The sequence below is a fragment of the Prevotella sp. RM4 genome (assembly GCF_000701965.1).
GTDB classification, from domain to species: Bacteria; Bacteroidota; Bacteroidia; order Bacteroidales; family Bacteroidaceae; genus Prevotella; species Prevotella ruminicola.
Genome location: NZ_JNKG01000007.1, coordinates 1,002,917 through 1,026,513, shown reverse-complemented (window position 1 = coordinate 1,026,513; position 23,597 = coordinate 1,002,917). Strand labels below are relative to the sequence as shown.

Annotated in this window: 21 protein-coding genes and 1 other RNA gene; 14 read left to right on the top strand and 8 right to left on the bottom strand. The window is 46.8% G+C overall.

The window, feature by feature from the left end; translation table 11 throughout:
• Positions 1-52 precede the first annotated feature (52 nt).
• Entirely contained in the window at positions 53-1,819 is a 1,767-nt protein-coding gene (locus T499_RS0105395) for a bifunctional metallophosphatase/5'-nucleotidase (protein ID WP_033150012.1), read from the top strand.
• A complete protein-coding gene (gene nudC / locus T499_RS0105390) occupies positions 1,816-2,589 on the top strand; it encodes an NAD(+) diphosphatase (protein WP_033150011.1) in 774 nt (257 codons plus the stop codon). The genes T499_RS0105395 and nudC overlap by 4 nt, the downstream gene beginning before the upstream one ends.
• Here the strand turns inward: nudC and T499_RS0105385 are convergent.
• Together T499_RS0105385 and T499_RS0105380 are read right to left on the bottom strand one after the other, a co-directional pair.
• Positions 2,586-3,365 carry a DUF4738 domain-containing protein gene (locus T499_RS0105385; RefSeq protein WP_033150010.1) on the bottom strand — a complete coding sequence of 260 codons (780 nt, stop codon included), beginning with the start codon at positions 3,363-3,365 and terminating at the stop codon, positions 2,586-2,588. The two genes, nudC and T499_RS0105385, sit on opposite strands and share 4 nt — an antisense overlap.
• A complete protein-coding gene (locus tag T499_RS0105380; protein WP_033150009.1) occupies positions 3,366-4,685 on the bottom strand; it encodes a UDP-glucose dehydrogenase family protein in 1,320 nt (439 codons plus the stop codon).
• A gap of 109 nt (positions 4,686-4,794) precedes the next feature.
• Here T499_RS0105380 and T499_RS0105375 point away from each other — a divergent pair, with 109 nt between their 5' ends.
• The 4 genes from T499_RS0105375 to T499_RS0105360 are packed head-to-tail and all read left to right on the top strand — an operon-like array spanning position 4,795 to position 8,103.
• Complete coding sequence (locus T499_RS0105375) at positions 4,795-5,898, top strand: HU domain-containing protein (protein ID WP_033150008.1); 1,104 nt, start codon at positions 4,795-4,797, stop codon at positions 5,896-5,898.
• 3 nt (positions 5,899-5,901) lie between these two features.
• Positions 5,902-6,432, top strand: a complete 531-nt coding sequence (locus T499_RS0105370) for an FHA domain-containing protein (protein WP_013065595.1) — start codon at positions 5,902-5,904, stop codon at positions 6,430-6,432.
• A gap of 5 nt (positions 6,433-6,437) precedes the next feature.
• Positions 6,438-7,310: a proline iminopeptidase gene (gene pepI / locus T499_RS0105365; protein ID WP_033150007.1), complete on the top strand. Its 873-nt coding sequence runs from the start codon at positions 6,438-6,440 to the stop codon at positions 7,308-7,310.
• 1 nt (position 7,311) lies between these two features.
• On the top strand, positions 7,312-8,103 hold the full coding sequence (locus tag T499_RS0105360) for an MBL fold metallo-hydrolase (RefSeq protein WP_033150006.1): 792 nt from the start codon (positions 7,312-7,314) through the stop codon (positions 8,101-8,103).
• Positions 8,104-8,326: 223 nt separating this feature from the next.
• Here T499_RS0105360 and T499_RS0105355 read toward each other — a convergent pair whose 3' ends face one another.
• A complete protein-coding gene (locus tag T499_RS0105355; protein WP_033150005.1) occupies positions 8,327-8,629 on the bottom strand; it encodes a nucleotidyltransferase family protein in 303 nt (100 codons plus the stop codon).
• An 82-nt stretch (positions 8,630-8,711) separates the two neighbouring features.
• On the bottom strand, positions 8,712-9,110 hold the full coding sequence (locus T499_RS0105350) for an HU family DNA-binding protein (RefSeq protein ID WP_033150004.1): 399 nt from the start codon (positions 9,108-9,110) through the stop codon (positions 8,712-8,714).
• A 727-nt stretch (positions 9,111-9,837) separates the two neighbouring features.
• Between T499_RS0105350 and T499_RS0105345 the strand changes: the two genes are divergently transcribed.
• Positions 9,838-11,952, top strand: a complete 2,115-nt coding sequence (locus T499_RS0105345) for a virulence-associated E family protein (protein ID WP_033150003.1) — start codon at positions 9,838-9,840, stop codon at positions 11,950-11,952.
• Positions 11,953-11,985: 33 nt separating this feature from the next.
• On the opposite strand, the gene T499_RS0105340 is transcribed toward T499_RS0105345, so the two are convergent.
• From T499_RS0105340 to ssrA, 4 genes are all read right to left on the bottom strand, one after another.
• Positions 11,986-13,308, bottom strand: coding sequence for an MATE family efflux transporter (locus T499_RS0105340; protein WP_232221052.1), 1,323 nt, complete (start codon positions 13,306-13,308; stop codon positions 11,986-11,988).
• A 47-nt stretch (positions 13,309-13,355) separates the two neighbouring features.
• The gene (locus T499_RS0105335; RefSeq protein WP_033150001.1) at positions 13,356-14,630 is read right to left on the bottom strand and encodes an FAD-dependent oxidoreductase; all 1,275 of its coding nucleotides are present in this window, start codon (positions 14,628-14,630) and stop codon (positions 13,356-13,358) included.
• 7 nt (positions 14,631-14,637) lie between these two features.
• A complete protein-coding gene (locus T499_RS0105330; protein ID WP_033150000.1) occupies positions 14,638-15,600 on the bottom strand; it encodes a sulfide/dihydroorotate dehydrogenase-like FAD/NAD-binding protein in 963 nt (320 codons plus the stop codon).
• Between the two features lie 248 nt (positions 15,601-15,848).
• Positions 15,849-16,249, bottom strand: a transfer-messenger RNA (tmRNA) gene (gene ssrA / locus T499_RS14440).
• A 154-nt stretch (positions 16,250-16,403) separates the two neighbouring features.
• On the opposite strand from ssrA, the gene T499_RS0105325 reads away from it, so the two are divergent.
• From T499_RS0105325 to T499_RS0105295, 7 genes are read left to right on the top strand one after another with little or no spacing between them, the layout of a single operon-like run.
• The gene (locus T499_RS0105325) at positions 16,404-17,186 is read left to right on the top strand and encodes a polysaccharide biosynthesis/export family protein (protein ID WP_033149999.1); all 783 of its coding nucleotides are present in this window, start codon (positions 16,404-16,406) and stop codon (positions 17,184-17,186) included.
• Between the two features lie 10 nt (positions 17,187-17,196).
• On the top strand, positions 17,197-18,750 hold the full coding sequence (locus T499_RS0105320) for a GumC family protein (protein ID WP_033149998.1): 1,554 nt from the start codon (positions 17,197-17,199) through the stop codon (positions 18,748-18,750).
• Positions 18,750-20,051: an oligosaccharide flippase family protein gene (locus T499_RS0105315; RefSeq protein ID WP_084162904.1), complete on the top strand. Its 1,302-nt coding sequence runs from the start codon at positions 18,750-18,752 to the stop codon at positions 20,049-20,051. Before T499_RS0105320 ends, T499_RS0105315 begins: the two co-directional genes overlap by 1 nt.
• Entirely contained in the window at positions 20,038-21,168 is a 1,131-nt protein-coding gene (locus T499_RS0105310) for a hypothetical protein (protein WP_033149997.1), read from the top strand. Before T499_RS0105315 ends, T499_RS0105310 begins: the two co-directional genes overlap by 14 nt.
• A complete protein-coding gene (locus tag T499_RS0105305; RefSeq protein WP_033149996.1) occupies positions 21,134-21,892 on the top strand; it encodes a glycosyltransferase family 2 protein in 759 nt (252 codons plus the stop codon). Before T499_RS0105310 ends, T499_RS0105305 begins: the two co-directional genes overlap by 35 nt.
• Positions 21,889-22,758: an alpha-1,2-fucosyltransferase gene (locus T499_RS0105300; protein WP_033149995.1), complete on the top strand. Its 870-nt coding sequence runs from the start codon at positions 21,889-21,891 to the stop codon at positions 22,756-22,758. Before T499_RS0105305 ends, T499_RS0105300 begins: the two co-directional genes overlap by 4 nt.
• Positions 22,755-23,570, top strand: a complete 816-nt coding sequence (locus T499_RS0105295) for a glycosyltransferase (RefSeq protein ID WP_033149994.1) — start codon at positions 22,755-22,757, stop codon at positions 23,568-23,570. The genes T499_RS0105300 and T499_RS0105295 overlap by 4 nt, the downstream gene beginning before the upstream one ends.
• The last annotated feature ends 27 nt before the right edge of the window (positions 23,571-23,597 follow it).

Here is a 23,597-nt window from a genome sequence, read left to right as displayed (position 1 = left end):
TTGGGCATATCAACTTATTTATGTAATTTTGCAAACAAAAAGAAGAATATTGATGAAAAAGCTTGCTATCATACTGATTTCCACACTGTTATCAGTGGCGCCCATCGAGGCAAAAGACAATAAGACCGTAAAAATTAAGGTGATTGAAACCAGCGATGTGCATGGACATTTTTTCCCCTACGACTTTATGGAGCAAACCCCCATCAAGGGTACACTTTCGCGTGCAAACACCTATATCAAAAAGCAGCGTAAAAAGTATGGCGAGGATCATTTCCTGCTGATAGATAATGGCGACATCCTGCAAGGTCAGCCTTGCGTATATTGGTCGAACTATGTGATGCCCGAGGACGAGAACATCGCAGCTTCGGTTATCAACTACATGAAATACGATGCCGAAACCGTAGGTAATCACGACATCGAGCCTGGTCACAAAGTTTACGACAAGTGGATCCGCGAGGTTCGCTGTCCATTGCTGGGCGCCAACATCGTTAAAGAGGAATACAAGAACGCAGAGGCCCGTCCTGAGCATATCTATACAGGATTGAAGCCCTACTCTGTACATTACAAAGATGGTGTTAAGATTGTAGTTATCGGCATGCTTACACCAGCCATCCCCAACTGGCTGAACAAATCCATCTGGAAAGGTCTGGAGTTCGAGGAGATGACCGCATGCGCCAAGAAATGGATTAAGTATGTAAAGGAGAACGAGAAACCCGATTTGATTTTCGGTTTGTTCCACTCTGGTCTGAACGGTGGTATCAAAACTGCTGAATACGAGGAAGATGCAACAGAATCAGTAGCCCGTGAGGTTCCTGGTTTCGACATTATCTTTTTTGGTCACGACCACCAGGTACACAACATGCTGATTACCAACAAAGCTGGCGAAAAGGTGCTTTGTGTAGATCCCTCGTGCTATGTAAACAACGTGGCTGAAGCAGAGATTACGCTGACATACAAGGATGGCAAGCTTAGCAAGAAAAGCATTATCGGTAACATTGTAAATGTGCGCGACGAGAAGATCGACAAGCAGATGATTACCTACTTCCAGCCTACCATCGATAAAGTTAAGGAATACGTAAGTCAGAGGATTGGATACTTTAAGAATCCTATCTACACCCGCGAGAGTTTCTTTGGCAACTCGGCATTTACAGATTTGATTCACAATCTGCAGATGAGCATCTCGAAAGCCGACATATCGTTCAACGCCCCCTTGGCATTCGATACCACCATCGATGCCGGCGAGGTTACACAGGCCGATATGTTTAAGCTGTATCGCTTTGAGAACCTGCTGTTTGTACTCAAGATGACTGGCGAGGAAATCAGAAAACACCTGGAGTTCTCGTACGATATGTGGTGTAGCACTATGACATCGCCCAACGACCACGCATTGCGTTTAAACGATGATTCAAAGGAAGACCAGCAGCGTACAGGATTCCAATACTACACCTTTAATTTCGACTCGGCTTGCGGTATCGACTACGAGGTTGATCTTACCAAGCCCGACGGACAGAAGTTAAGGATTCTGCGCATGTCGAACGGAGAACCATTCGACGAGAAGAAGTGGTATAAGGTAGTGATGAACAGCTATCGCGCCAATGGCGGTGGCGAACTGCTGACTCGTGGTGCAGGTATCCCACAGGATTCGCTCGAGAGTCGTGTGCTCTTCCACACCGAACTGGATCAGCGCCACTATCTGACAGAAGAGATCAAACGTTTGGGTACTATCGACCCACAGAAGAATAACAACTGGAAGTTTGTGCCCGAGGCATGGGTAAAACCAGCCCTCGAGAGAGACCGTAAACAACTGTTTGGAAAATGAAACAACATTATTTCGTATTCTGTAAAGAAGACTTATTGTTAGAAAAAACCGCAGATGGCGGATATACCATCCCCTTTCAGGAAGAACCACCCACCGAGGTAAAACCTTGGACCAACGTAATGACCGTTACCCCGCTGGATGGCGTTGAGGTAAAAACATATAAGATAGACAGTCCGGTTTGCGACGACCCACGCTACGAGATGTGCGGCCTGCGACAGAGCTTTTACAAACTTGATAAAGCCCTGTACCAGAAGGCAGGCAAATGTCAGGAACTGCTGTATTGGGATGCCAACACCAAGTATTGTGGCGTGTGTGGTGCCCCAATGCGAATGGATACCGACATCTCGAAGAAATGTACTGAGTGCGGCAAAGAGATATGGCCACAATTAGCTACAGCAGTCATTGTACTGATACACAAAGGCGACGAGGTTCTGCTGGTTCGCGCCAAGAACTTCCGTACCGATTTCTACGGATTGGTAGCAGGATTTGTTGAGACAGGCGAAACACTCGAAGAAGCGGTAGCCCGTGAGGCATTCGAGGAAACTGGCGTAAAGATCACCAACATCCGCTATTTTGGTTCGCAGCCTTGGCCCTACCCTTGCGGACTGATGGTAGGCTTTAATGCCGACTATGTATCAGGCGACATCCACCTGCAGGCCAGCGAGATAGCTAAAGGTGGCTGGTTCCGTAAAGACACCCTGCCTACTATCCCCGAAAAATTATCTATAGCACGTATGCTGCTCGATGCGTGGTTAGCCGAGAAAGATTAATACTCTACTAACTGCATCGATAACACACCCGTATAACTGATGGTTGATTCTACCATATAACAGGTAGCGCCATCAGGGATACATAGTGTGGCGTTAAAATGCAAGCCAGCGGCATCAATATGACTAAAGGCCATATTGGCCAGAATGGCATCGTTTAAGAATTCGGCAGGTACCAGACCTTGGTACTGCTGCTTATGGAAATCACTCGAATAGATCTGTCGCGCACCTTGGAAAACACTAATGTGCATGATGTTATCGTAGTACACATTCTCTACTTCCAATCCATCCTCGTTAAAAGTACGCTTTGTGACTTTATACTTGGTAGGATTAATGGCAATATACCAATGGTAGCGATTGCCGTTATAGGCAGCCACCGAGTCGATCTTAACCTGATGGGTATAGGTTAGCACACTCGGAGCAGCAGTCTCGATATCAGCATCATCAGCGTCGTCGCTCTTCTGCAGTTTCAACAAATCACCATTCTGATTATTAAACCAGAAGAGATGTTCGGTATGTTTAACGATACTATACGATGTGCCCGATGCCAGATAAAGCGAATCCTTGTAGATGCGGAAGTAGGTAGGCATACTGGTAGCATCGGCAAAGTAGAGCGTATCACCGCTTACACGGAACGACACATCGCCACTCTCCTCATCTACCCAAACTCCCTGAAGCATCTCCTTTGCCGCCTTATCGTCGGGCAACGATGATGAATTGTTCTGGTTACAAGCCACCAGAACAACCATCAGCATTGATATCGTTAAAATCTTCTTCATTTACTTACCTATGCAATGATACTCAAAGCCATTCTCGTCGAGCTCCTCGCTATCGAAGATGTTTCTACCATCGATAACCAGCGGACGCTTCATAGCCTTTTTAATCACACCCCATCCTGGCAGACGGAACTCCTTCCACTCGGTGAGCAGCAACAGGGCATCGGCATCCAGCACCACATCATACATATCACGACAATAGGTTACCGTTTCACCGATTCTGCGCTTACACTCATCCATAGCAATGGGGTCGTAAACACGTACGTTACAACCAGCCTCAAGCAGTTTGGCAATCATCACGAGGGCAGTTGATTCGCGCATATCGTCGGTCTCTGGTTTGAACGAGAGTCCCCACATGGCGATGGTCTTACCTTTCAGAGCCTCAACGCTGCCAAATGCCTTAACCAGCTTCTCAAACAGCACGCTCTTCTGCTTTTCGTTCACACGCTCAACGGCCTTCAGCACCTCCATCGAGTAGCCATTCTGATCGGCAGTCTTAATCAGCGCCTTTACATCCTTGGGGAAGCAAGAGCCACCATAACCGCAACCTGCATACAGGAACTTACGACCGATACGCGTATCGCTACCGATACCAGCGCGCACCATGTTAACATCGGCACCAACACGCTCGCAAAGGTTGGCAATATCATTCATGAACGAGATACGGGTAGCCAGCATCGAGTTGGCAGCATATTTAGTCATCTCGGCCGATGGGATATCCATGAAAATCACACGGAAATTATTAATCAGGAAAGGCTTGTAAAGCTTGGTCAGCGTTTTCTTGGCCTTCTCGCTCTCAACACCTACTACCACACGGTCGGGACTCATAAAGTCCTTGATGGCGTTACCCTCTTTCAGAAACTCTGGGTTCGAAGCCACGTCGAACTCGATATCTACGCCACGCTTAGCCAACTCGTCCTCGATAGCCTTACGCACCTTTTTGGCAGTACCTACCGGTACAGTACTCTTGGTTACAACAACCACGTACTTTTTCAGGTTCTGACCGATGGTCTTAGCCACCTGCAGCACATATTTCAAGTCGGCCGAGCCATCCTCATCGGGAGGTGTACCTACAGCTGAGAAAACAATCTCCACATCATCGAGTACAGAAGCCAAGTCGGTAGTGAACTTTAAGCGACCAGCGGCCACATTCTTCTTTACCAACTCGTCCAAGCCAGGCTCATAGATGGGGATTTCACCGTTTTTCAGGCGTTCTATCTTATTTTCATCAACGTCTACACACGTAACATTTGCTCCTGTATCGGCAAAGCATGTTCCCGATACCAAACCTACATATCCGGTTCCTACAATAGCAATATTCATACTGTTAACAACTAAATTTTGTGCAAAGGTACACTAAATTTTTAATATCACAAGCATTTTAAGTTTCTTTTATTTGTTTATGTCGAAAAAATACAGTAATTTTGCACCCGTGATTGAATTAGAAAGACATATTGAGATACTGCTGCTCGACAACGACTGCGTGATTGTGCCCGGTTTGGGCGGATTCATGGCGCATCATGTCGAGGCAAGATACGAGGAAGACGAACAGGCCTTCCTTCCCCCACTCCGTACATTAGGTTTTAACCCACAACTTAAGATTAACGATTCACTTCTGGCCCAGTCGTACATCGAGGCTTACGACATCAGCTACCCAGAGGCCCTTCAGCGTATTGAGGACGAAGTGAACGAACTGACGCAAATCCTGCAGAACGAAGGTCGCTACGAGCTTAATAATATAGGTATAATAGAGCTTAACGAGGATGGTAACTACGTGTTCACCCCTTGCGAGGCAGGTATTCTTACCCCAAGTTTGTATGGACTCAACTCGTTCGAGATGAGCCTGATTAAGGCTGTAACTCTGCCAGAGGTTGAGGAGACTCCTGCAGCTAAGGTTGTAGAGATGAAGCCCGAGCCCAAGCCCGAACCCGAGGTTAACAGCGTGCTGCAGCAGAACCTGGTTGATATCAACGACGACGATACCGATGTGGTTCGCATCAAGTTCTCGTGGATTCGCAATGCCGTTGCTGTTGCCGCCATCCTGTTGGCTGTGTTCTTTGTAGCTATGCCTACTGGCAAGACCGAGCTGATGAAGAGCACCATCAACAATCTGAACAATCAGATTTTGTTTGGCATGATGACCTCGAAGGACACTAACACCAGCGCCATCGATTTTAAGCGCAAGGATACACACAAGCCTGCCGCAGTTAAAACTGCCGAGGCTATACTCGATACCATCAAGCCCGCTAAGCCAGCCGAGGCTACCAAGCCCGTTGCCATCAAGACCGACAGCGCTCGCAAAGGCTACTGCATTGTGCTGGCCAGCCATGTTAACAAGCAGAATGCTGAGATTTTCATCAACAACTTGGCAGAGCGTGGTTACAAAGGTGCCGAGATTTATGTGCACAACAACATTACCCGTATCGTTTACGGTCACTACGAGAATCAAGCCGATGCTTATACCCAGTTACAGAAGATAGCCAAAGAAAAGGATTTGGCCGAATCGTGGGTTTACAAATATAACGAGAAAAAATAATCAATGAAGAGAGTACGCTGCCCTAAGTGCGACCAGTACATCACCTTCGATGAGACCAAGTACGAGGCTGGTCAGTCGTTGGTTTTCAAATGCCCCGACTGCGGCAAGGAGTTTGGTATCCGTATCGGCGTGAGCAAGCTTCGTGAGCGTCAGAAAGATGAAAACCCCGACGAGCAGGCCAACGAACAGGGTTGCGGATCAATCGTTGTTATCGAAAACGTATTCCATTACAAGCAGGTTATCCCTCTTCGTATGGGCGACAACATCATTGGTCGTTATCAGAAAGGCAATCCCGCCAATACCGCTTTCGAGACAGTAGATCCCAGCGTCGATCTCAATCATTGCACCATCACCGTTAGTCGTGATAAGAAAGGTGGCTTGCGTTATACGCTGAAAGACAACAACAGCAACACTGGCACCTTTATCGATAACGTAGAGCTCACCCCAAAAGAGCGTCGCGTTATCAGCGATGGCACCCTCTTCACCCTTGGTGCCACCTCTATCATCCTTCGCACATCCAACGACGAAGAATAAAAAATATGATTACCGAAGGCTACATGCCGTTTATGGGCTACCAAACCTACTACCGCATAGTAGGCGAGGCATCGGAGAAAGCACCGCTACTGTTGCTGCATGGCGGTCCTGGTAGTACGCATAACTATTTCGAGGTGCTCGACTGCATCGCCGAAACAGGACGACAGGTTATCTCGTACGACCAGATAGGTTGCGGCAATTCTTATCTCGACGGACACCCAGAACTTTGGACACAGAAGACGTGGATTGACGAACTTATCGCCATCCGCGAGTATCTTCAGCTCGATGCCGTGCATATACTTGGCCAGTCGTGGGGAGCTATGCAGGCCATCGCCTATGTCATCGACCATCAGCCCCAAGGCATCAAGTCACTCATTCTGTCATCAGGCCATGCCTCCAGCAGTTTATGGGCCAGCGAGCAGCACCGTCTTATCAAATACCTGTCGGACGAAGATCAGGAAGCCATCCGTCATGCCGAAGCTACAGGCCAATGGGATGATGAAGCCTATCTGCAGGCAAACAATCATTACTTTGAGCAGTTTGTTATTAGCGTTGATGAGCACTCACCCGAGTGTCTCCGTCGTCCCAAGCGTGCTGGTGCCGAAGCCTACCTCTATGGTTGGGGCCCCAACGAGTATCAGCCACTCGGCAGTCTGAAGGACTTCGAATACACCGATAAGTTAGACCAGATTTCTCAGCCTACACTTATCTGTAGTGGCACACGCGACATCTGTACCCCCGTAGTAGCAGCCTCACTCTACGAGCATATCCCCCACAGCCAATGGCATCTGTTCCGCCACTCGCGCCACACTTGCTTTATCGATGCTCACCAGGAGTATTGTCAGGTACTCACCAAGTGGTTGGAAGAAAACGACTAACATGACGTGGACTGTAATTTCAGATAACCGTTCGAACAATCCAGAGCTTGAAACTGAGCATGGATTGTCAATCCTTCTACAAACAGAGCGATACAAGATACTGCTTGATACTGGAGCAAGCGACGTGTTTATGAGAAATGCAGAGCAGATGGGTATAAACCTAAGCGATGTTGACTATGTTTTTATTTCTCATGGACATAGCGACCATGCAGGAGGCTTACGTTACCTGTTAGAGCATAATCAGCAGGCCAGAATCATTGTCTCTCCCGATGCTATGAGCGGCAAATTCTTTTCAAAGCGAGGCAATCTTCATAGCATCACCACAGAATGGCCTGAGATAAGCAACGACAGACTTATCTTGATAGATCACACCTGCGAGATAGCTGGTGGCATACAAGTAACTGCACATATATCTCAAACGCATCCGATGCCTAAAGGTAATTTGAATCTCTATGTTCAGGATGCTAACGGAGGTTTTGTACACGACGATTTCAGTCATGAGATAGCTCTATATGTAGATGGACTCCTGTTTACAGGCTGTGCCCATAATGGTTTGGAGAACATTCTGGCCGCATGTCCTTGGCCCGTTCATACAGTTGTAGGTGGTTTCCATCTGCTCGATGGTCTGCAATCGGACGAAGAGATTGTAGCTTTGGCTCAAAGACTGAAAACCGATTATCCCCAAACGCAGTTCTATACCAGCCATTGCACAGGCAACCATGTATTCGAACTCATGCAAACCATCATGCCCACCCAATTACACCCCTTCACCTGCGGCACCGTCATCAAATAGGATATTTAAATCAACCCCGTTATGTACACCAAAGCCGAATGGGATGCCAGCAGCATTACCCCATTCTACGATAACGTGGTACGTGATGGCATAAAACTTATATAAGCCTCTTCTTGAAATGCAACCACTATCCAAGGAATTTGTTGAGCAGGTAGAAGTTATTATTTAGTTATTCCCAACCACAACCTTTGGCCATGTTACTGCTGCAATATCCTCGACGATTTTAAGCTACAGTAAAGATATCGATGCCATCACGTTCTATTTGTTCGCGGAAGAATGGACGCAGATTATCATGATCCTGAATCAAATCGACCTTGCATCCTAAGAGCTCCTCCAAATACTGGGCGGCCAAAATGTAATTGAAAAATTTGGCTGGCATAACCACGAATAAGTCAATATCGCTACCATCGCGATGATCACCACGAGCCACTGAACCAAAAAGTCGCATGCTTACTATTCCGAACTGCTGCTGCAACTCAGACTGATGCTCTCGTAACAGAGCTATGTACTCTTGCGACGTTTTCATTTTTACTGCCTCAATTAATGTTTATCACCGCAAAGATAAGGAGAATAATCGAAAACTCCAAACTTTTAAGCAAATTTTATTATTATTCCTCATTGTAAAGCTTGTCTTTCTCGAAGGTGATGCCTTCGTAGAGTTCTTGGTGGCCTTCGTAACTTTGAGGGAGGAAGTGGAGGCGGACACCACGGATGTGCTTCTTGGCTTTAAAATCCTTGAGATTGTCAACCTTGTCGCTTTCGATTTCGAGTTTCATCATGCCCCAGTCCTCTAAGCGCACACGATCGCCCTCACGTAAATGATTGTTTACAACCTCGGCTACACTCGACATGACTGCCAATACATTAGAAGTATGCGTACCCATACGCTGGGCTACCTCTTTAATAAGTTGGCGACTCTCGACAGTATGGTAATGCACAGCTACTGCCTTGTACTTGCCAAAAGTGGGCAACGTTGGTTTGGTTTCTTTCTTTAATCTATATTTCATAAGTAATACGTTTTTAGTGCTGCAAATATACACATTTTCTAGAGAATAAACAAAATAATTAATGAAAATATTATTTTTTGTTGAATGCGGCAGAGAGATTGCAATAAAAAAAATATGCAATAAGCCTACATGCCTACATATTTTTGCCTTAAACACCTATTATACAATATGTTACAAAGATTACAGCCTACATAAAGCCCCACAAAAGCCTACATAAAGCCTACATGCAGCCTACATGTTTTTGCCGTTTACCCACGTACTAACAGATATTGTTTGCCTGGTTAGCAGTTTTTTTCCTTAATACTCGTTACAAAATTCTCTAGAGAATTTTGCAGCAAGCCAGGTACTCAGTAATGTTTAGTAAGGCACTTAGCCGAAAATTCTCTAGAGAATTTCGCAGCATCCTTTAGAGAGAAATATTGCAAATACATTAATAAGTATGTTTTCGCTAGGCAGGAAGTAGCTTTTTGTGCCTTAAAAAGTTACTTTTGGGATGTCGAAAAGCTACTTTTCGGTCGAATTTATGTAGGCTTTATGTAGGCTTTTGTGGTACTTTATGTAGGCTTGAAAACGCACAAAACCATCTGTACATGCGGTTTTCGAGCGTTTTTATGTAGGCATGTAGGCTATATAGCAAAATTTTTTCTAAAAATGTAATTAATTCTCGAATATTTGTAGTACCTTTGTGGGCGATTTTATCATAAACAAATAACTAATAAACATAAATATGAAGATTACATTACTTAAAAAAGAAGGCCGTAAAGAGGTTATCAACCGCGTAGAGTTAGCAGAGATGGCCTCAGCCATCAAGAATGGTATGATTGAGAATACTGTGCGCCAAACACGCGAGGTATATCATTTGATGAATCCACACAGACTGGGCGACGGACAGATTACCACACAAATAGAGGGTGGCATCAAACTGCCACGCATCTGTTTTGTGGCCGACTACCAGAATCGCAAAGGCGATTGGCGCATGCTGGCCTATAATGGATTGGTAGTACTGGAGGTGAACGACCTGCAGACCTACGAAGAGGCTGTAGAAATAAGAGAGTTGGCCAAGAAAATGCCTGAAACGCTGATGTGTTTTCTGGGCGGATCGGGCCGAAGTGTGAAGATTGTGTGTCGTGGCGAGCTGTTTGAAGGTGGATTGCCTAAGGGTGAGAAGGACATCCGTCAGTTCCATCTTAATCTGTATAACACAGCCAGACAAGCCTATCAGAACCAGTTTGGATTCGACATCCAGTTTTTGGAGCCACGATTGGATCGCACCGTTTACATGAGTGCCGACCCAGAGATGGGCTATAATGCTAATGCCCGTCCGTTTTACGCCGACACCAATGAGCACACCCTACCCCAGCCCGTAACCATCAGCAAGGACGAAGACCATCTGATGCCTGGTCGCACCGTGACGCGAACCTATCATCTGAATTGGACTTTTATCGTCGAGACCATCATGGGCCGCTATTTTGATTTGCCCGATGAGAATAAAGAGGCAGAACTGCTGATGCAGATAGCAGCCAGATGCCTTGACGAGGGCATCCCTCAGGCGCATGCCAAGGGCTTGACGATGCTGCACCCTGTACTGAATCGCGACAAGATGCTGGTTGAGAAGATTTTTCAGACCGTTTATAGCGTGACCGAACAGGAGGATTATCGCGAAAAGCATAAGATTAAGCCCTTGAAGAGTGTGCCCGAAGATACTATCCAGGCGATGAAGACTGAGATATTCCTGAATTCGAACTTCGATATGCGTAAGAACCTGCTAACAGGTGTGGCCGAGTATCGCGAGAAGTTCAGCGACGACCAGCGATTCAAGCCACTAACCGAGGAGGTTCGCAATGATATGACGCTGAGAGCCACCGAGTTAGGACTGAAAGCCTGGGACAGAAACGTGAACCGATTTATCGACTCGACTCGCATCGAGCAGTTCGACCCCATCAACACCTGGCTCGACCAGTTACCCAAATGGGATGGGCACGATTATATAGCCGAGCTGGCAGCCCGCGTGCCCACCAAGCAGCCACATTGGCCCAAGTACCTGAGATATTGGCTGATGGGCATGGTGGGACAATGGCGCGAGAGCGACAAGCAGTTGACAGGCAATGCACTAACGCCACTATTGATTGGTCGCCAGGGATGCGGTAAAACGCGATTCTGCAAGATTATCCTGCCACCCGAACTGCGCGATTACTACAACGACAAGCTGAACTTCAAGAACGAGTTCGACCTGAACATAGCCCTTACCAGCTTTGCCCTCATCAACATTGATGAGTTTGATAAGACCACCTCGTCGCAGCAGATTGTACTGAAGTACCTATTGTCGTCGAGCGACGTAAAGTTCCGTCCACCATACGGCAAAACCATCAAGTTGTATCGTCGCTACACCTCGTTCATCGGCACTACCAATCAGATGAAACCACTGGTTGACCCAACAGGAAGCCGCCGTTTTGTATGCGTAGGTGTAGAGGGCAACATCAACTTCAGCGACACGCTGAACCACGAGCAGCTATTCGCCCAGGCCCTATACCTATTTAACAAAGGTGAGCGCTTTTGGCTGAACGATGATGAAATCAAGCAGCTGATGGCCGAGAACGAGCCGTTCCAGAAACTGAACGACTTGGTTGAGATGATTGGCGAAACCTTCCGCCGCCCCAAGGAAGCAGAGCAAGGCAAGTGGTGGAGCCTGGGCGATATCAGTCAGGTGCTGGCCACGCGCTATGCCAACTTCGACCCAGAAACGCCATTCCAGAAGATAGGCAACGCCCTGAACGATGTACAGTTCAATTTTAAGAGCAAACGCAAAACCAACCACATGGAATACTGGTTGATTGAGAAATAAAACACATGCTGTAATGGTGCAATGAAATGCTGATTAGTAGTCATGAATCTGAGCCCGAATCTGAGAGGCAAAGTAAAAGGCAACCAACATTGAAGTGAAATCAACTATCGGCTGTACCCACATGCAGCCAAACAAAGGCCATAGCGCATTCATGACAATGAGCAGGGGAATATCGACAACACCTTTTCGCAGGATACTGCAGATAAGGGCCTCTCGTGAACGCTCCATAGCTTGAAAGAGCGTGATGGAGGGATAGCACACCGCCATGAATGGCATGGCTACTACCTGTATCCGGAGAAAAGGTACGATGTATGATACCGTGAGCGATTCCTGTGTGAACAGCATGGCCAATTGGTATGCCCAAATTTCAAAGACAGCGAAGCACAGCATGGCAAATCCGAACGAAATGATACAGCCACACTTGAACACGTGATTGCGCCGGACAACGTTACCCGACGAGTGGTTGTAGGCAAGTAGTGGCAAGATGCCTTGAGAAAGTCCGATGGTAAAGTAGAGCGGCAGATAGTCGAGCCGTTTCACAATGCCAAGGGCTGCTGTTGCCTCAGTGTTATATTGGGCAACAAAGTGCGTCAGGGCTGCTACGGCAACCACCGTCAGCATATACTGTATAGATGATGGGAAACCAACCTTGGAAATGCTGCTTATATAATGTCTGGTATAGCGCAGAAGCTGTGGTGCAAAGGTCAACACGCCAGTCTCTCGGCGACGCCAGATGACGACAAGCAGCCACAATACCGAAACCATGTTTGATACTGCCGTGGCGATACCTGCACCAACAATACCCATATTACCCATGCTCGGCAGCATGAGCAGAGGATCGAGCAAGCAATTTAATATACCTCCTGCCGAGATGCCGATGGAAGCCTGGAGTGCCATGCCCTCTGCTCTGACCAGATTGGCAAGCACGAGATTCATGATGACCGGTATGCCGCCGATGGTAATCACCCAGAACGCATACTCCTTGGCGGGGGCAAGAGTTCGTTCGTTGGCACCGATGAGGCTCAGCAGTATGTCGCTATACAACGGAAAGGACAAACAGCATACCAATGCCAGTATCATACCCATCCAGAAGGTGATCGATGCCACACGTTGCGCCCCTGTATAATCGTGCTTGCCCAGATGATTTGCAAACTGGCTTCCGCCGCCAACTCCAGGCAGGTTACCGATGGCGGTCAGCATCAGATAGAGGGGCAGTACAATAGTAGCCGCCGCCACCAGTTCCGGCTTGTTCAGACGTGCCAGGAAAAAAGTGTCGGCCCAGTTGTAAAGAAGCACTATCAGTTGAGCCACAATGGCTGGGATACTCTGAGCTAGTACAGCCCTTGCAACAGGCATTCGCTCAAAGACTTCTATGTCAACCTTATAGGAGCGCATTCTGATAGCTATACATGTTCATTATACACTCCCAGCAGTCCAGCCTGTTCCACCCGCTGCCTGATGGCTTCGATGTCGGTGGTATATAGCTGCTTTTCCTTCATGCGGTTGAAGTAGTTTCCACCCGAGAAGGTAAAGCGCTCCATGGTGTCGTGTCTTTCCTTGATAGCACTGTTAGCCGCCGCAATGAGGTCGCCTACGGCAAGAGTCTGCGGCAGTGTCAGCAAGGGCTTGGCGGCAGCCAGTCGTGCAGCATTGTGACCAGCCAAGGTTCCTGTGGTAATGGCCTCTGTGTGACCAATAAACAGACCACTTTTCTCGCCAGCGCAAAGCAGGTTGCTGATACCATCCACTGTCATAGCATTTGAGCGGTAGGCTACTGAGAGGTAACGTATGGAGTTGCCCTTGCTGCCAGCACATGGATCTACGTAACGGGCATTTTCCATGCCGGGCAGCCGCCTCAACTTCTCGACGGGATAGTAGCTGGTCATGAGCTTGGCGTCGCCAGTATCGAGTAGGATCATATTCTCAGAGAAATCCTTGATGGCATATTGTTTACAGGCCTTTATCTTCAGTTTGTCGTAATTGATCTCCTCCTTAGGAAGTGGTATCAAGGCTACACCTTTGCTGTTCAATTCTTCCTGCAGCGCTGCCGACAGACTCTCTTTCGAAACCTTGCACGATCCAGAGAACACGCCGAACATGTCGGGCTGGCGTTCGCCCTGATAATCCTGGCCTCCACAGCGCTCAGTGATACTGATGCGCGGACCAAAGGCTGGGCAGCGCAGCACGCACATGCAGCAACCATTGCCATATTTCAAGCAGTTACCCATTGGTCCGGCACTGCCTGTAGTTTCAATGAAGACATCACCTTCGAAAAGGTCGCCAGAGTCGGCATAGACACCTTTCAACTGATTGTTATCACACACTACATCGCAGATGTGTGTAGAACAGTGAACATCAATACCCATTTCCAGAACCAGTCTACGAACATGCGCCTCGATGGTGTTGACGGGATAGAGTGTGGCGTGATGATGACCTGGGAACTCCACGTTGCGGTGCAACGCAATACGGTCAATCAACTGGAACAGTTCGCCACCTCCCAGTGCAATCATCTCTTCGGCAGCCGTGAACCTACCGTTGTTACGCATGATTCCACCTGCATTGCCACATCCCAGCAACATATCTGTTTTCTCTATCAGACAAACCTCGGCGCCAGCTTTTCTTGCAGCTATCGCAGCGGCTGTACCAGCCCATCCGCCTCCTATGATAATAACTCTCATATAACGTTTATTTTATTTTTACTTGTTCTTTACAATGATGAATCACCCGTCTGTCGGCAGTTGTTTCTGTGCATGCGCCGCACACACCTTCGCCGCAACACATCCTGGCATTGTTACAGGCCGAAAGCTTTACATGACGGTTGCCGATATAATGCAGATAGGCGGCCACCTGGTGTATCACATATTCCGAAGCACCGACATGAATCAGGCTGCCGCCATCGGCCACGAACCGTCTGATAACGTGCTTGGCAGGTGTGCTGAGCTCACCATCGTCATCAAGCAGAGTCAAAGGCTTAAATGGGAGTTCAAACAGATCGAGCTGGAACTTCAGGATAGAAGGTGAGAAATTTCCTTCGTCAACATACAATTCTGTTTCGTTGTGCCTGGATTGAAGATATCTGACTGCGGATACCGATGGCAATAAACCAATGCCCTTGGTCAGTATCAGGCAGCGACTCGATTGTTGCGCTTCCAGATGCTGCAATCCTAACAGGCCGTTGTTGAACGGGCCGCGTAGCAGTAGCGTGTCACCCTCGGCCAAGTCCTTGAACTGGTTCGTCTTGACACCACGAAAAAGAAGCGTCATTCCGATGCTGCCCACCATCATCTCCTCAAATTGTACGGAGATGGGGACATCGTACCAGGAAGCCGCATCTTTACGGCGTACAAACACAAAGCCGCCCGGACGTTTCACCTCCCTCTCTAATGATATAGGAACCTTCACCCTTAAAAATACCAAGCCGTCGTAATGAATCACCGATATCACCTCGCATTCATACGTTAACCTACCGGGTTTTGCCTTCCCACCATTTCTGAGCAGTTCCTGCTTGATGCAGATACCACCACTGGCCTTACAGTCGCAAAAGGCCTTGCCATTGACCTGACTGCAAACTACACAACCACCCGTCACCGCCAAAATACATGGGCAGAAACGGCTGCCATAATCAGCACATAAACCGTTTATAATCACAAGTTTTCAATCTTTCAGTTAATAGATGCTGCAAATATAAAAAGAAATATCTGAATTTGGACCAATTCGATTGTTAATAATTATTAACGCGCAATTAGTTCTACTAGTTAAAGGAAAAAAATAAAGAGCCCTCACGAGGGTAAGACCTCGCGAGGGCGTAACATAGTGGAGCTGGAGGGAGTCGTAATCGACGTAGTCGCTTCGCTTGCGAAGAACCCTCACGAGGGTGAGGCCCCTCTGGCGTAACATAGTGGAGCTGGAGGGAGTCGAACCCTCGTCCGCACAAGGAAACCATACGCTTTCTACACGCTTATCTTGGCCTTCATTTTCGAGCTGCGGCAAGACCCAAGCCACCAACCGCAACCTTATCTCCTAAAATTTCACCGCTACATCGGAGCCTGCAACGACTATTTCCGATTTAACCTGCGCCGCTTGATCTTTGGATTCGGAACAACATCCTCGGAGCGACGTCTCGTTCCTCTACCTTGTAAAGGAATAAAGCCAGTAATCTACTATACTTCGATTAGGCAGCGAGAGCATACTCATTGTTGCCAATTAAATTTTCCTTGACTCAGATTATGGAGGGAACCAAAGAAGCCTCCGCGTGCTTACGTACCATTTCATCTCGCCGTCAAATCCAGTCAACCCCAAGACGTAAATGTCGTAATTTCGAATCGCTCACTAGCTATTCGGCTGCAAAGATAGCACTTTTTCTGGTACAAACCATGTTTTTAAGCAAAAAATTAGTATTTTTGTAGCCGATTTCTATAATAATAAGGTGTAAGAAACGTTTTATAAGATATATGAAGACCCGTTTTTATATAGCCATTTGCGCGGCTATGGTGATGGCAAGCTGCTCGACGCCACGCAATTTCAACTATCTGCAAGACCTACAGAACGGTCAGCAGACGGATATCACCATCGACGGAACCATTAAACTGCAACCTAACGATCAGCTAACGGTGATTGTAAAGAGCAAGGACCCGCTGATGAGCAACCTGTTTAACAAGAGTATGGCCACCCAGATTACCCAAGGTAACGCTGCAGGCAATCCCTATATTGCCCCCTATACCGTAAGTCCGCAAGGCACGATTGATTTCCCAGTCATTGGCGAGATACATGTGGGTGGATTGACCAGATATGAGGCCGAACAGACCATCAAACGCGAGCTGCAGAAGGAGCAGCTGAAGGATGCCAACGTAACTGTGGAGCTGCAGAACATGACCTACACAGTAACTGGCGAAGTAAAGGAACCTGGTGTTTACAAGATTGAGAAAGACCAGATAACGCTGCTGGAGGCGCTGGGCAAGGCTGGCGACCTGTCGCAGTATGGTAAGCGCGACTCGGTGATGGTAATCAGAACCGATGGCGGCAAACGTAAAACCTACGTATTGAGCCTTACCGACGGACAGAAGCTGTTAAACTCAGAGGCATTCAATATCCACCAGAACGACATTATCTACGTAAAGGCCAACAACGTAAGAGCACGCCAGTCGACTGCCAACGGCAACGAGACACGTAACGCATCGTTCTGGCTGTCGATTGTATCGGTGCTCACCACTGTAGCCGTATTCCTATTTAAATAATCAAGCTGATATGGACTTAAAAACATACATAAACGAATGTAAGAAACACTGGCGATGGTTTGCTGCCACGCTGGCAACCACATTGGTGGCTGCTATCCTGTTTCTGCTGATGTTCGCCCCACGATATGAGCGTAGCGCCACTGTGCTAATCAAGGACGAGAACGGTGGTGGCGGCTTGTTGTCATCGATGTCAGCCAGCATGGGTATGCTGGCCGGAATGGCAGGCATCAACATCGCATCGAACGTCAGCAATGAGATGGAAATCATGTCGTCGCCTGCCCTACTGATGGAAGTAATCAACCGCTTAGGTCTGGACACACGCTATGCCGCTTACGACGGGCTGATGAAATGCGACCTTTGGGAGGAAACGCTGCCAGTAAAGCTCACCTTCCCAAAGCTGACAGACAAAGACGGCGCCTACCTGAAGATGGACCTGCGAAAGGACGGCACATTTACGCTCTACAAGATGCGTAAGAACAAGGAAAAACTGAGCGGCGAGGTAGAAGGCAAGGTAAACACCGTATGCCAAACGCCTATCGGACCTGTTAGCGTGATTGCCACCAAATACTTTAAACAGGTGATGGACGAGAAGGGCGAAATGACCATTCGCATTACCAAAGAAAGGAAATACGATCAGGTGGAGCGCTGCATGGAGCAGTTGGATATCGACCTGACCGACGATCAGACCAGCATCATCCACATAGGCTATCGCGACCAGATAGCCGAGCGCGCCGAACTGATTATCAGCACACTGATAAACGTGTATCAGGAGGCTTGGATGAACGACAAGAAGAATGCTGCCGACATCTCTACCCAGTTTATTAACGAACGCATCAAGGACATTGAGCAGGAGTTGAGCGGACTGGATAAGGACATCGCTCAGTTCAGAGGTAGCAACCTGATGCCCGACTACGAGGAGGCTGCCAAGATGTTTATGACCAATGCCAGCTTGACCTACGAACAGCAGGTAAAGGTTAACAACCAGTTGTATATGATGGAGCAGATGCGCAATCAGGTTAACCACACCGAAGGAACGAACCAGGTATTGCCAGCCAATCTGCTACCCGACAACGAGAATGTAGCCAAGCAGATTAACGAATACAACAAGCTGCAACTGCAACGCAACCAGATGGCCGAGAACAGTAGCGATAACAACCCACTGGTAAAGGATCTGGATGTACAGCTTGGCAGTATGCGCAAGGCTATTGTAAACTCGTTGGATCATGGTGTGGCCCAGTTACGTGCAAGTCAGAAGGCTGTGAATCGTGAAGATCAGAAACTGAAACAGCAGATATCAGCAGCCCCATCGGCTGTAACAAAAGTTCTGCCAGCCGAGCGCCAGCATAAAATCATCGAGGCCCTTTACATCTACCTCCTAGAGAAGCGCGAGGAGAACAGTCTTACCCAGGTGTACAACTCGCAGAATCTGCGCATCGTATCGCCCCCAATGGGAAAACTTAAGCCTGTATTCCCAAAGAAAGGCCGCACACTGGCTGCAGCATTCCTGCTAGGTTTGTGCATACCAGCATGCATTATTTACATGAGGCAACGTAAAAAAGAATAATGCAGAATACTATACAGAAATTGTCCCAACAAGTATTAACCAGCGACATAGGTAAACGTATTGCCTATGGCGCTTTTTGGTCGATGACAGGTACTGCCTTGGGTAAATTTCTGGTATTAGTAGCTGGCATTATTTGCGCACGAATTCTTGGCAAAGAGATTTTTGGCGAGTTCGGTATGGTCAGATCTACTGTAGGCATCTTTATTGTATTAGGTTCTGCAGGCATTGGCATTACCGCCACACGCTTCATCTCTTTATATAGAACAACTGACCAGAGCCATTCGTATAGCATCTATCGTCTGTCGCTGCTTTTTGCATTTTGTTCCGGCATAGTGCTCACTGTTTGCTTAATGCCGATGGCCAAAACCATTTCAGAAGTGGTACTTCATTCACCACATCTTTCAACTGCCATACAAATAGCAGCACTCATTTTGTTTGCATCAATTCTTAATGCAACATTGAATGGTGTGCTTACAGGGCTGGAGGACTTTAAATCGATAGCCATCAATACACTTATTGGCAGTAGCATCGAATCAATACTGATGGTGCTTGGAGCATGGTATTATGGTTTACATGGTGCTATTATCGGCTTTGGACTGGGCATAGCAGCGCAGTATATAGCCAATCACATTGCTATTCGTAAAGACTTCAAGAAATACGGCATTACGTCAACAAGCCATATTGAAAGAAAAGACTATCGTCTTATTTATTCATATTGCATTCCAGCCACACTATCGGCCCTTACCGTAGCCCCTGCATTTTTTATAATCAGGGCTATGGTGGTTAGAGCAACAAGCTACGGCGAATTGGCCATTTTCGAAGCGGCCGACCAATGGAAAGTTATCATTCTGTTCATCCCTACAGCTGTTAGTCAGATAGTGCTTCCTATCCTCTCGAGTACTACAGATGGTAAAAAATTCAGCAAAGCACTACTGGCCAATATAGCATTGATAGGTATTGTATCGGTAGTTGTAGCTGTTATCATCAGTATACTCAGTCCATACATTATGCCATTATACGGAAGCAGCTTTGACAATCAAACGCCACTTATGCTATTAGCCGCATCAACTGTTTTTTCTTCTATTGCCAACGTCATTGAAATGGCCGTTTGCAGCAAAGAAAAAATGTGGCAGAACTTTGCATTGAATCTCGTATGGGCCACTATAATGATAGTTTGCGCACAAATGAATATTAATAAAGGAGCTACTGGTTTAGCACTTGCCGTACTTATTTCGTACGCCATCAAGTGTTTACTATTCTCTCTGTATCTTAAACATATCAATCAGCATGAAGATAAGTAATCACATAGAATATGGTTTACTTGGAGTAAGTTTGGTATTACTCCAGTTTGCTGGTTACTCAGTACTAACCTTGCCATTCTTGGCATTATCGGCTGTGCTGATGTTCTCTTTTAAATCACTACAGACGCAAGTAGAGGAAAGCGCTCCATTCTCACTATTCTTAGTTACAGCATTTATCGTAGGTCTAGTGCACTTAATTTTCAGAGATACAACCGCCAAGTCGCTAATGATGTGGGGCCAACTATATTTTCTCGCCATTATCCTAGCCTGTGCAAGCAACAAACAAAAGGTTATTACCATCATCAAATACGTTATCTACGCTATTTTTCTTGCAGATATCACCTCAAACATACTGCTTGCTGCTGGATATTCATTACCTTGGACTCACTTCCCGCCCATACGTCCAGGCGAAATATTACCCAGATTCCCTGGTGTAAAGAGTAGTTCTCTGTTCTCTGGCAGTATTTCTTTCCTAGCACTTTGCTGCATCATCCAAGAACCTATCAAGCCAAAATGGTTGAAGTTTTTTATTGAGTTCATGATGTGTATAAACCTGCTTCTGGCAGGCTCATTCAGGTATTACATTATACTTGCTGCTGTTATCGGATTATACGTATTAAAACTATACAGAAAGCCCAAATTACTGATTAGCTTCTATATCTGTTTTATTGTATTCGTTGTTCTGTTTACTTATCTTACAAAAGATATTAGTCAGAGTAACATGCTAAGGTGGAAATTATGGTTACACACAATCGATCATATCAGCGATAGTCCGATCTGGGGCATAGGTTTCTATTTCCAGAACCTAAGAGAACATACAATATTCACCTTCCAAAACTTAGCTGTGGCTGGAGTTACCGAATCAACAATTCTACTATTTGCGTGGTGTTTTGGAATCCCCATCATGGTCATATTCCTTTATGCCCTTTATAAAACCCTTAGACAATTCTCAAACTATAGCGAGTACAAATTATTTCTTGGATTATTCTTAGGATTAAGCTTAGATCTCTTCTGGGGAGGCAGCCTCGACAATTGCATGTCGCTCTCAATATTCCTCTTATGTATGTATCAAATCAATCACGATGAAAAAGTTCAGCATCATCATACCAACCTATAATCAGTTGCCTTTGCTGAAGCGGGCACTTGAGTCGGTTCTGCATCAACAGGGTGCAGACTATGAGGTGATTGTAACTGATGATTCGGATAACGAAAATATTCCAACATACATCCAATCCACTGATAATCAATTAATTAAATACTTTCATCACAAATCTACTGGAAGAGCTGCCGACAATTGGAACTTCGGTTTATCGAAGGCTGAGGGGCAGTATGTGATAGTAATGCACCACGACGAAGCAATGGCAAGCAGTAATCACTTAAGCCTGATGGCCCAGGCTTTGACTGATGCCGATGTGGCGATTGCCGACATAGAGGTGATGAATGGTGGCAAGCAAAGTAGCAGATGGCTCTCCCACCTTACCAGAAAATTATGTTGCAAGCATCCCGAATGGCTATTCCTACAGAATGCCATCGGACCTACTGCCTGTATCGCTTTTAAGCGCGATCAGCTTCAGTCATTTAATCCGGATTTGAAATGGCTAGTAGATTTAGAGTGGTACTATCACCTACTAAAAGGTAAGCGTGTATCTATCTGCAAGCGTTGCAAGATACAATCTACCCACGGACATGCAGGACAGATTAGCCAGCAACTGGATATTATGCAGGCATTCAGTCAAGACAAAGCCATCATCTGTCAGACTCATGGCAATGATGTACGCCTGATGCTGTGGCTATATGAACACTTGATATTAGGAACCAAACGATTATTACGACGGATATGAGGATAGTAAAAGTGTTAGGCGGTCTGGGCAATCAGATGTTTCAGTTTGCTCTTTACAAGGCGCTGCAAAAGCAGTACCCAGAGGAGCGCATGCTGTTAGACCTGCATTGCTTTAACGGCTATCACAAACATCGCGGTTTTGAGATAGACAGCGTGTTTGGTGTTACCTATGAAAAGGCCACTTTGAAAGAAGTAGCCAGTCTGGCCTATCCCTACCCTAACTACCAATGCTGGCGGATAGGTAGCAGAATACTTCCTGTACGCAAAACCATGCTGAAGGAGGAGCCCAACTTTACGTTAGAGCCCTCAGCACTCAGCCTACCTGATAGTACTTATTACGATGGTTACTGGCAGCACGAGGAGTATTTCAAGCATATCCGCGAGGAAATACTTAGCACATACGCTTTCCCCGCATTCGACGACGAGCGCAATAAAACAACCGCACAGCTGGCAGCAAACACTAACAGCTGTAGCATACACATCAGACGTGGCGACTATCTGACAGACCCTTTACGTAAAGGCACTACCGATGGTAACTACGTGATTGCCGCCATCAAAAAAATGCAGCAAGAGGTTAAGCCCGAAAAATGGCTGGTGTTTTCTGACGACATCGCCTGGTGCCAACAGCATCTGGCCTCAACACTCGACGCCACAAACACCATCTATATAGATTGGAACACAGGCGCTAACAGCATTCACGATATGCACCTGATGGCGCTTTGCAGGCATCATATAATCGCCAACTCATCCTTTTCGTGGTGGGCCGCATGGCTCAGCCAACAGGATGGCATAACCATCGCACCAGCCAACTGGATGAATTTAGAGAATGTATGTTCGCCTGTGCCTGATAATTGGATTAAAATATGAATAGGATATCTGTTCTCATATCAGTATATAGCAAGGAACAGCCTGCGTATCTGCAGCAAAGCCTTGACAGCATCTTCGCCCAGACGATGCCGCCTGATGAGGTGGTGCTGGTAGAAGACGGACCACTGACAGAGCCACTCTTGGCGGTGATAGCATCATTCGCCCAACAGCATCAGGAACTCCACATCGTAAAACTACCCACGAATGTAGGCTTAGGCCTTGCACTCAACGAGGGATTGAAGCATTGCCATAACCATCTGGTGGCACGTATGGACTCGGATGACATCATGAAACCTGAGCGTCTGGCTAAGCAAGCTGCCTATCTTGAGCAGCACCCCGAGACAGCTATCGTGGGTTCGTGGACAGAGGAATTCTGCGGTAGCATTAACGAATCGTGCACCATCCGTAAGGTGCCCGAGACTCACCAGCAACTGGTGGCTTTTAGCAAGCGCCGCAATCCTATGAACCACCCTACTGTGATGTTCCGCAAACAAGCAGTTGAAGCTGCCGGCAACTACAGACACTGTCTGCTTTTTGAGGATTACGACCTTTGGGTAAGAATGATGAGCCAAGGTGCACACTTCCACAATCTGCAAGAGTCGCTACTCTATTTCCGAGTGTCGAACGACTTCTTCAAACGTCGTGGAGGCTGGGCTTATATCCGTCAGGAAATCAGATTCCAGCAGTCGCTACACCAAATGGGACATATCGGCTATGTCACCATGATACAGAACATCATGATGCGTACCCTATTAAGAATGATACCCAACAAATGGCGACAAAAAAGCTATCTTTTCTTGCTGCGGAAATAATAAATTGAGAGATTTTACGTTATATAT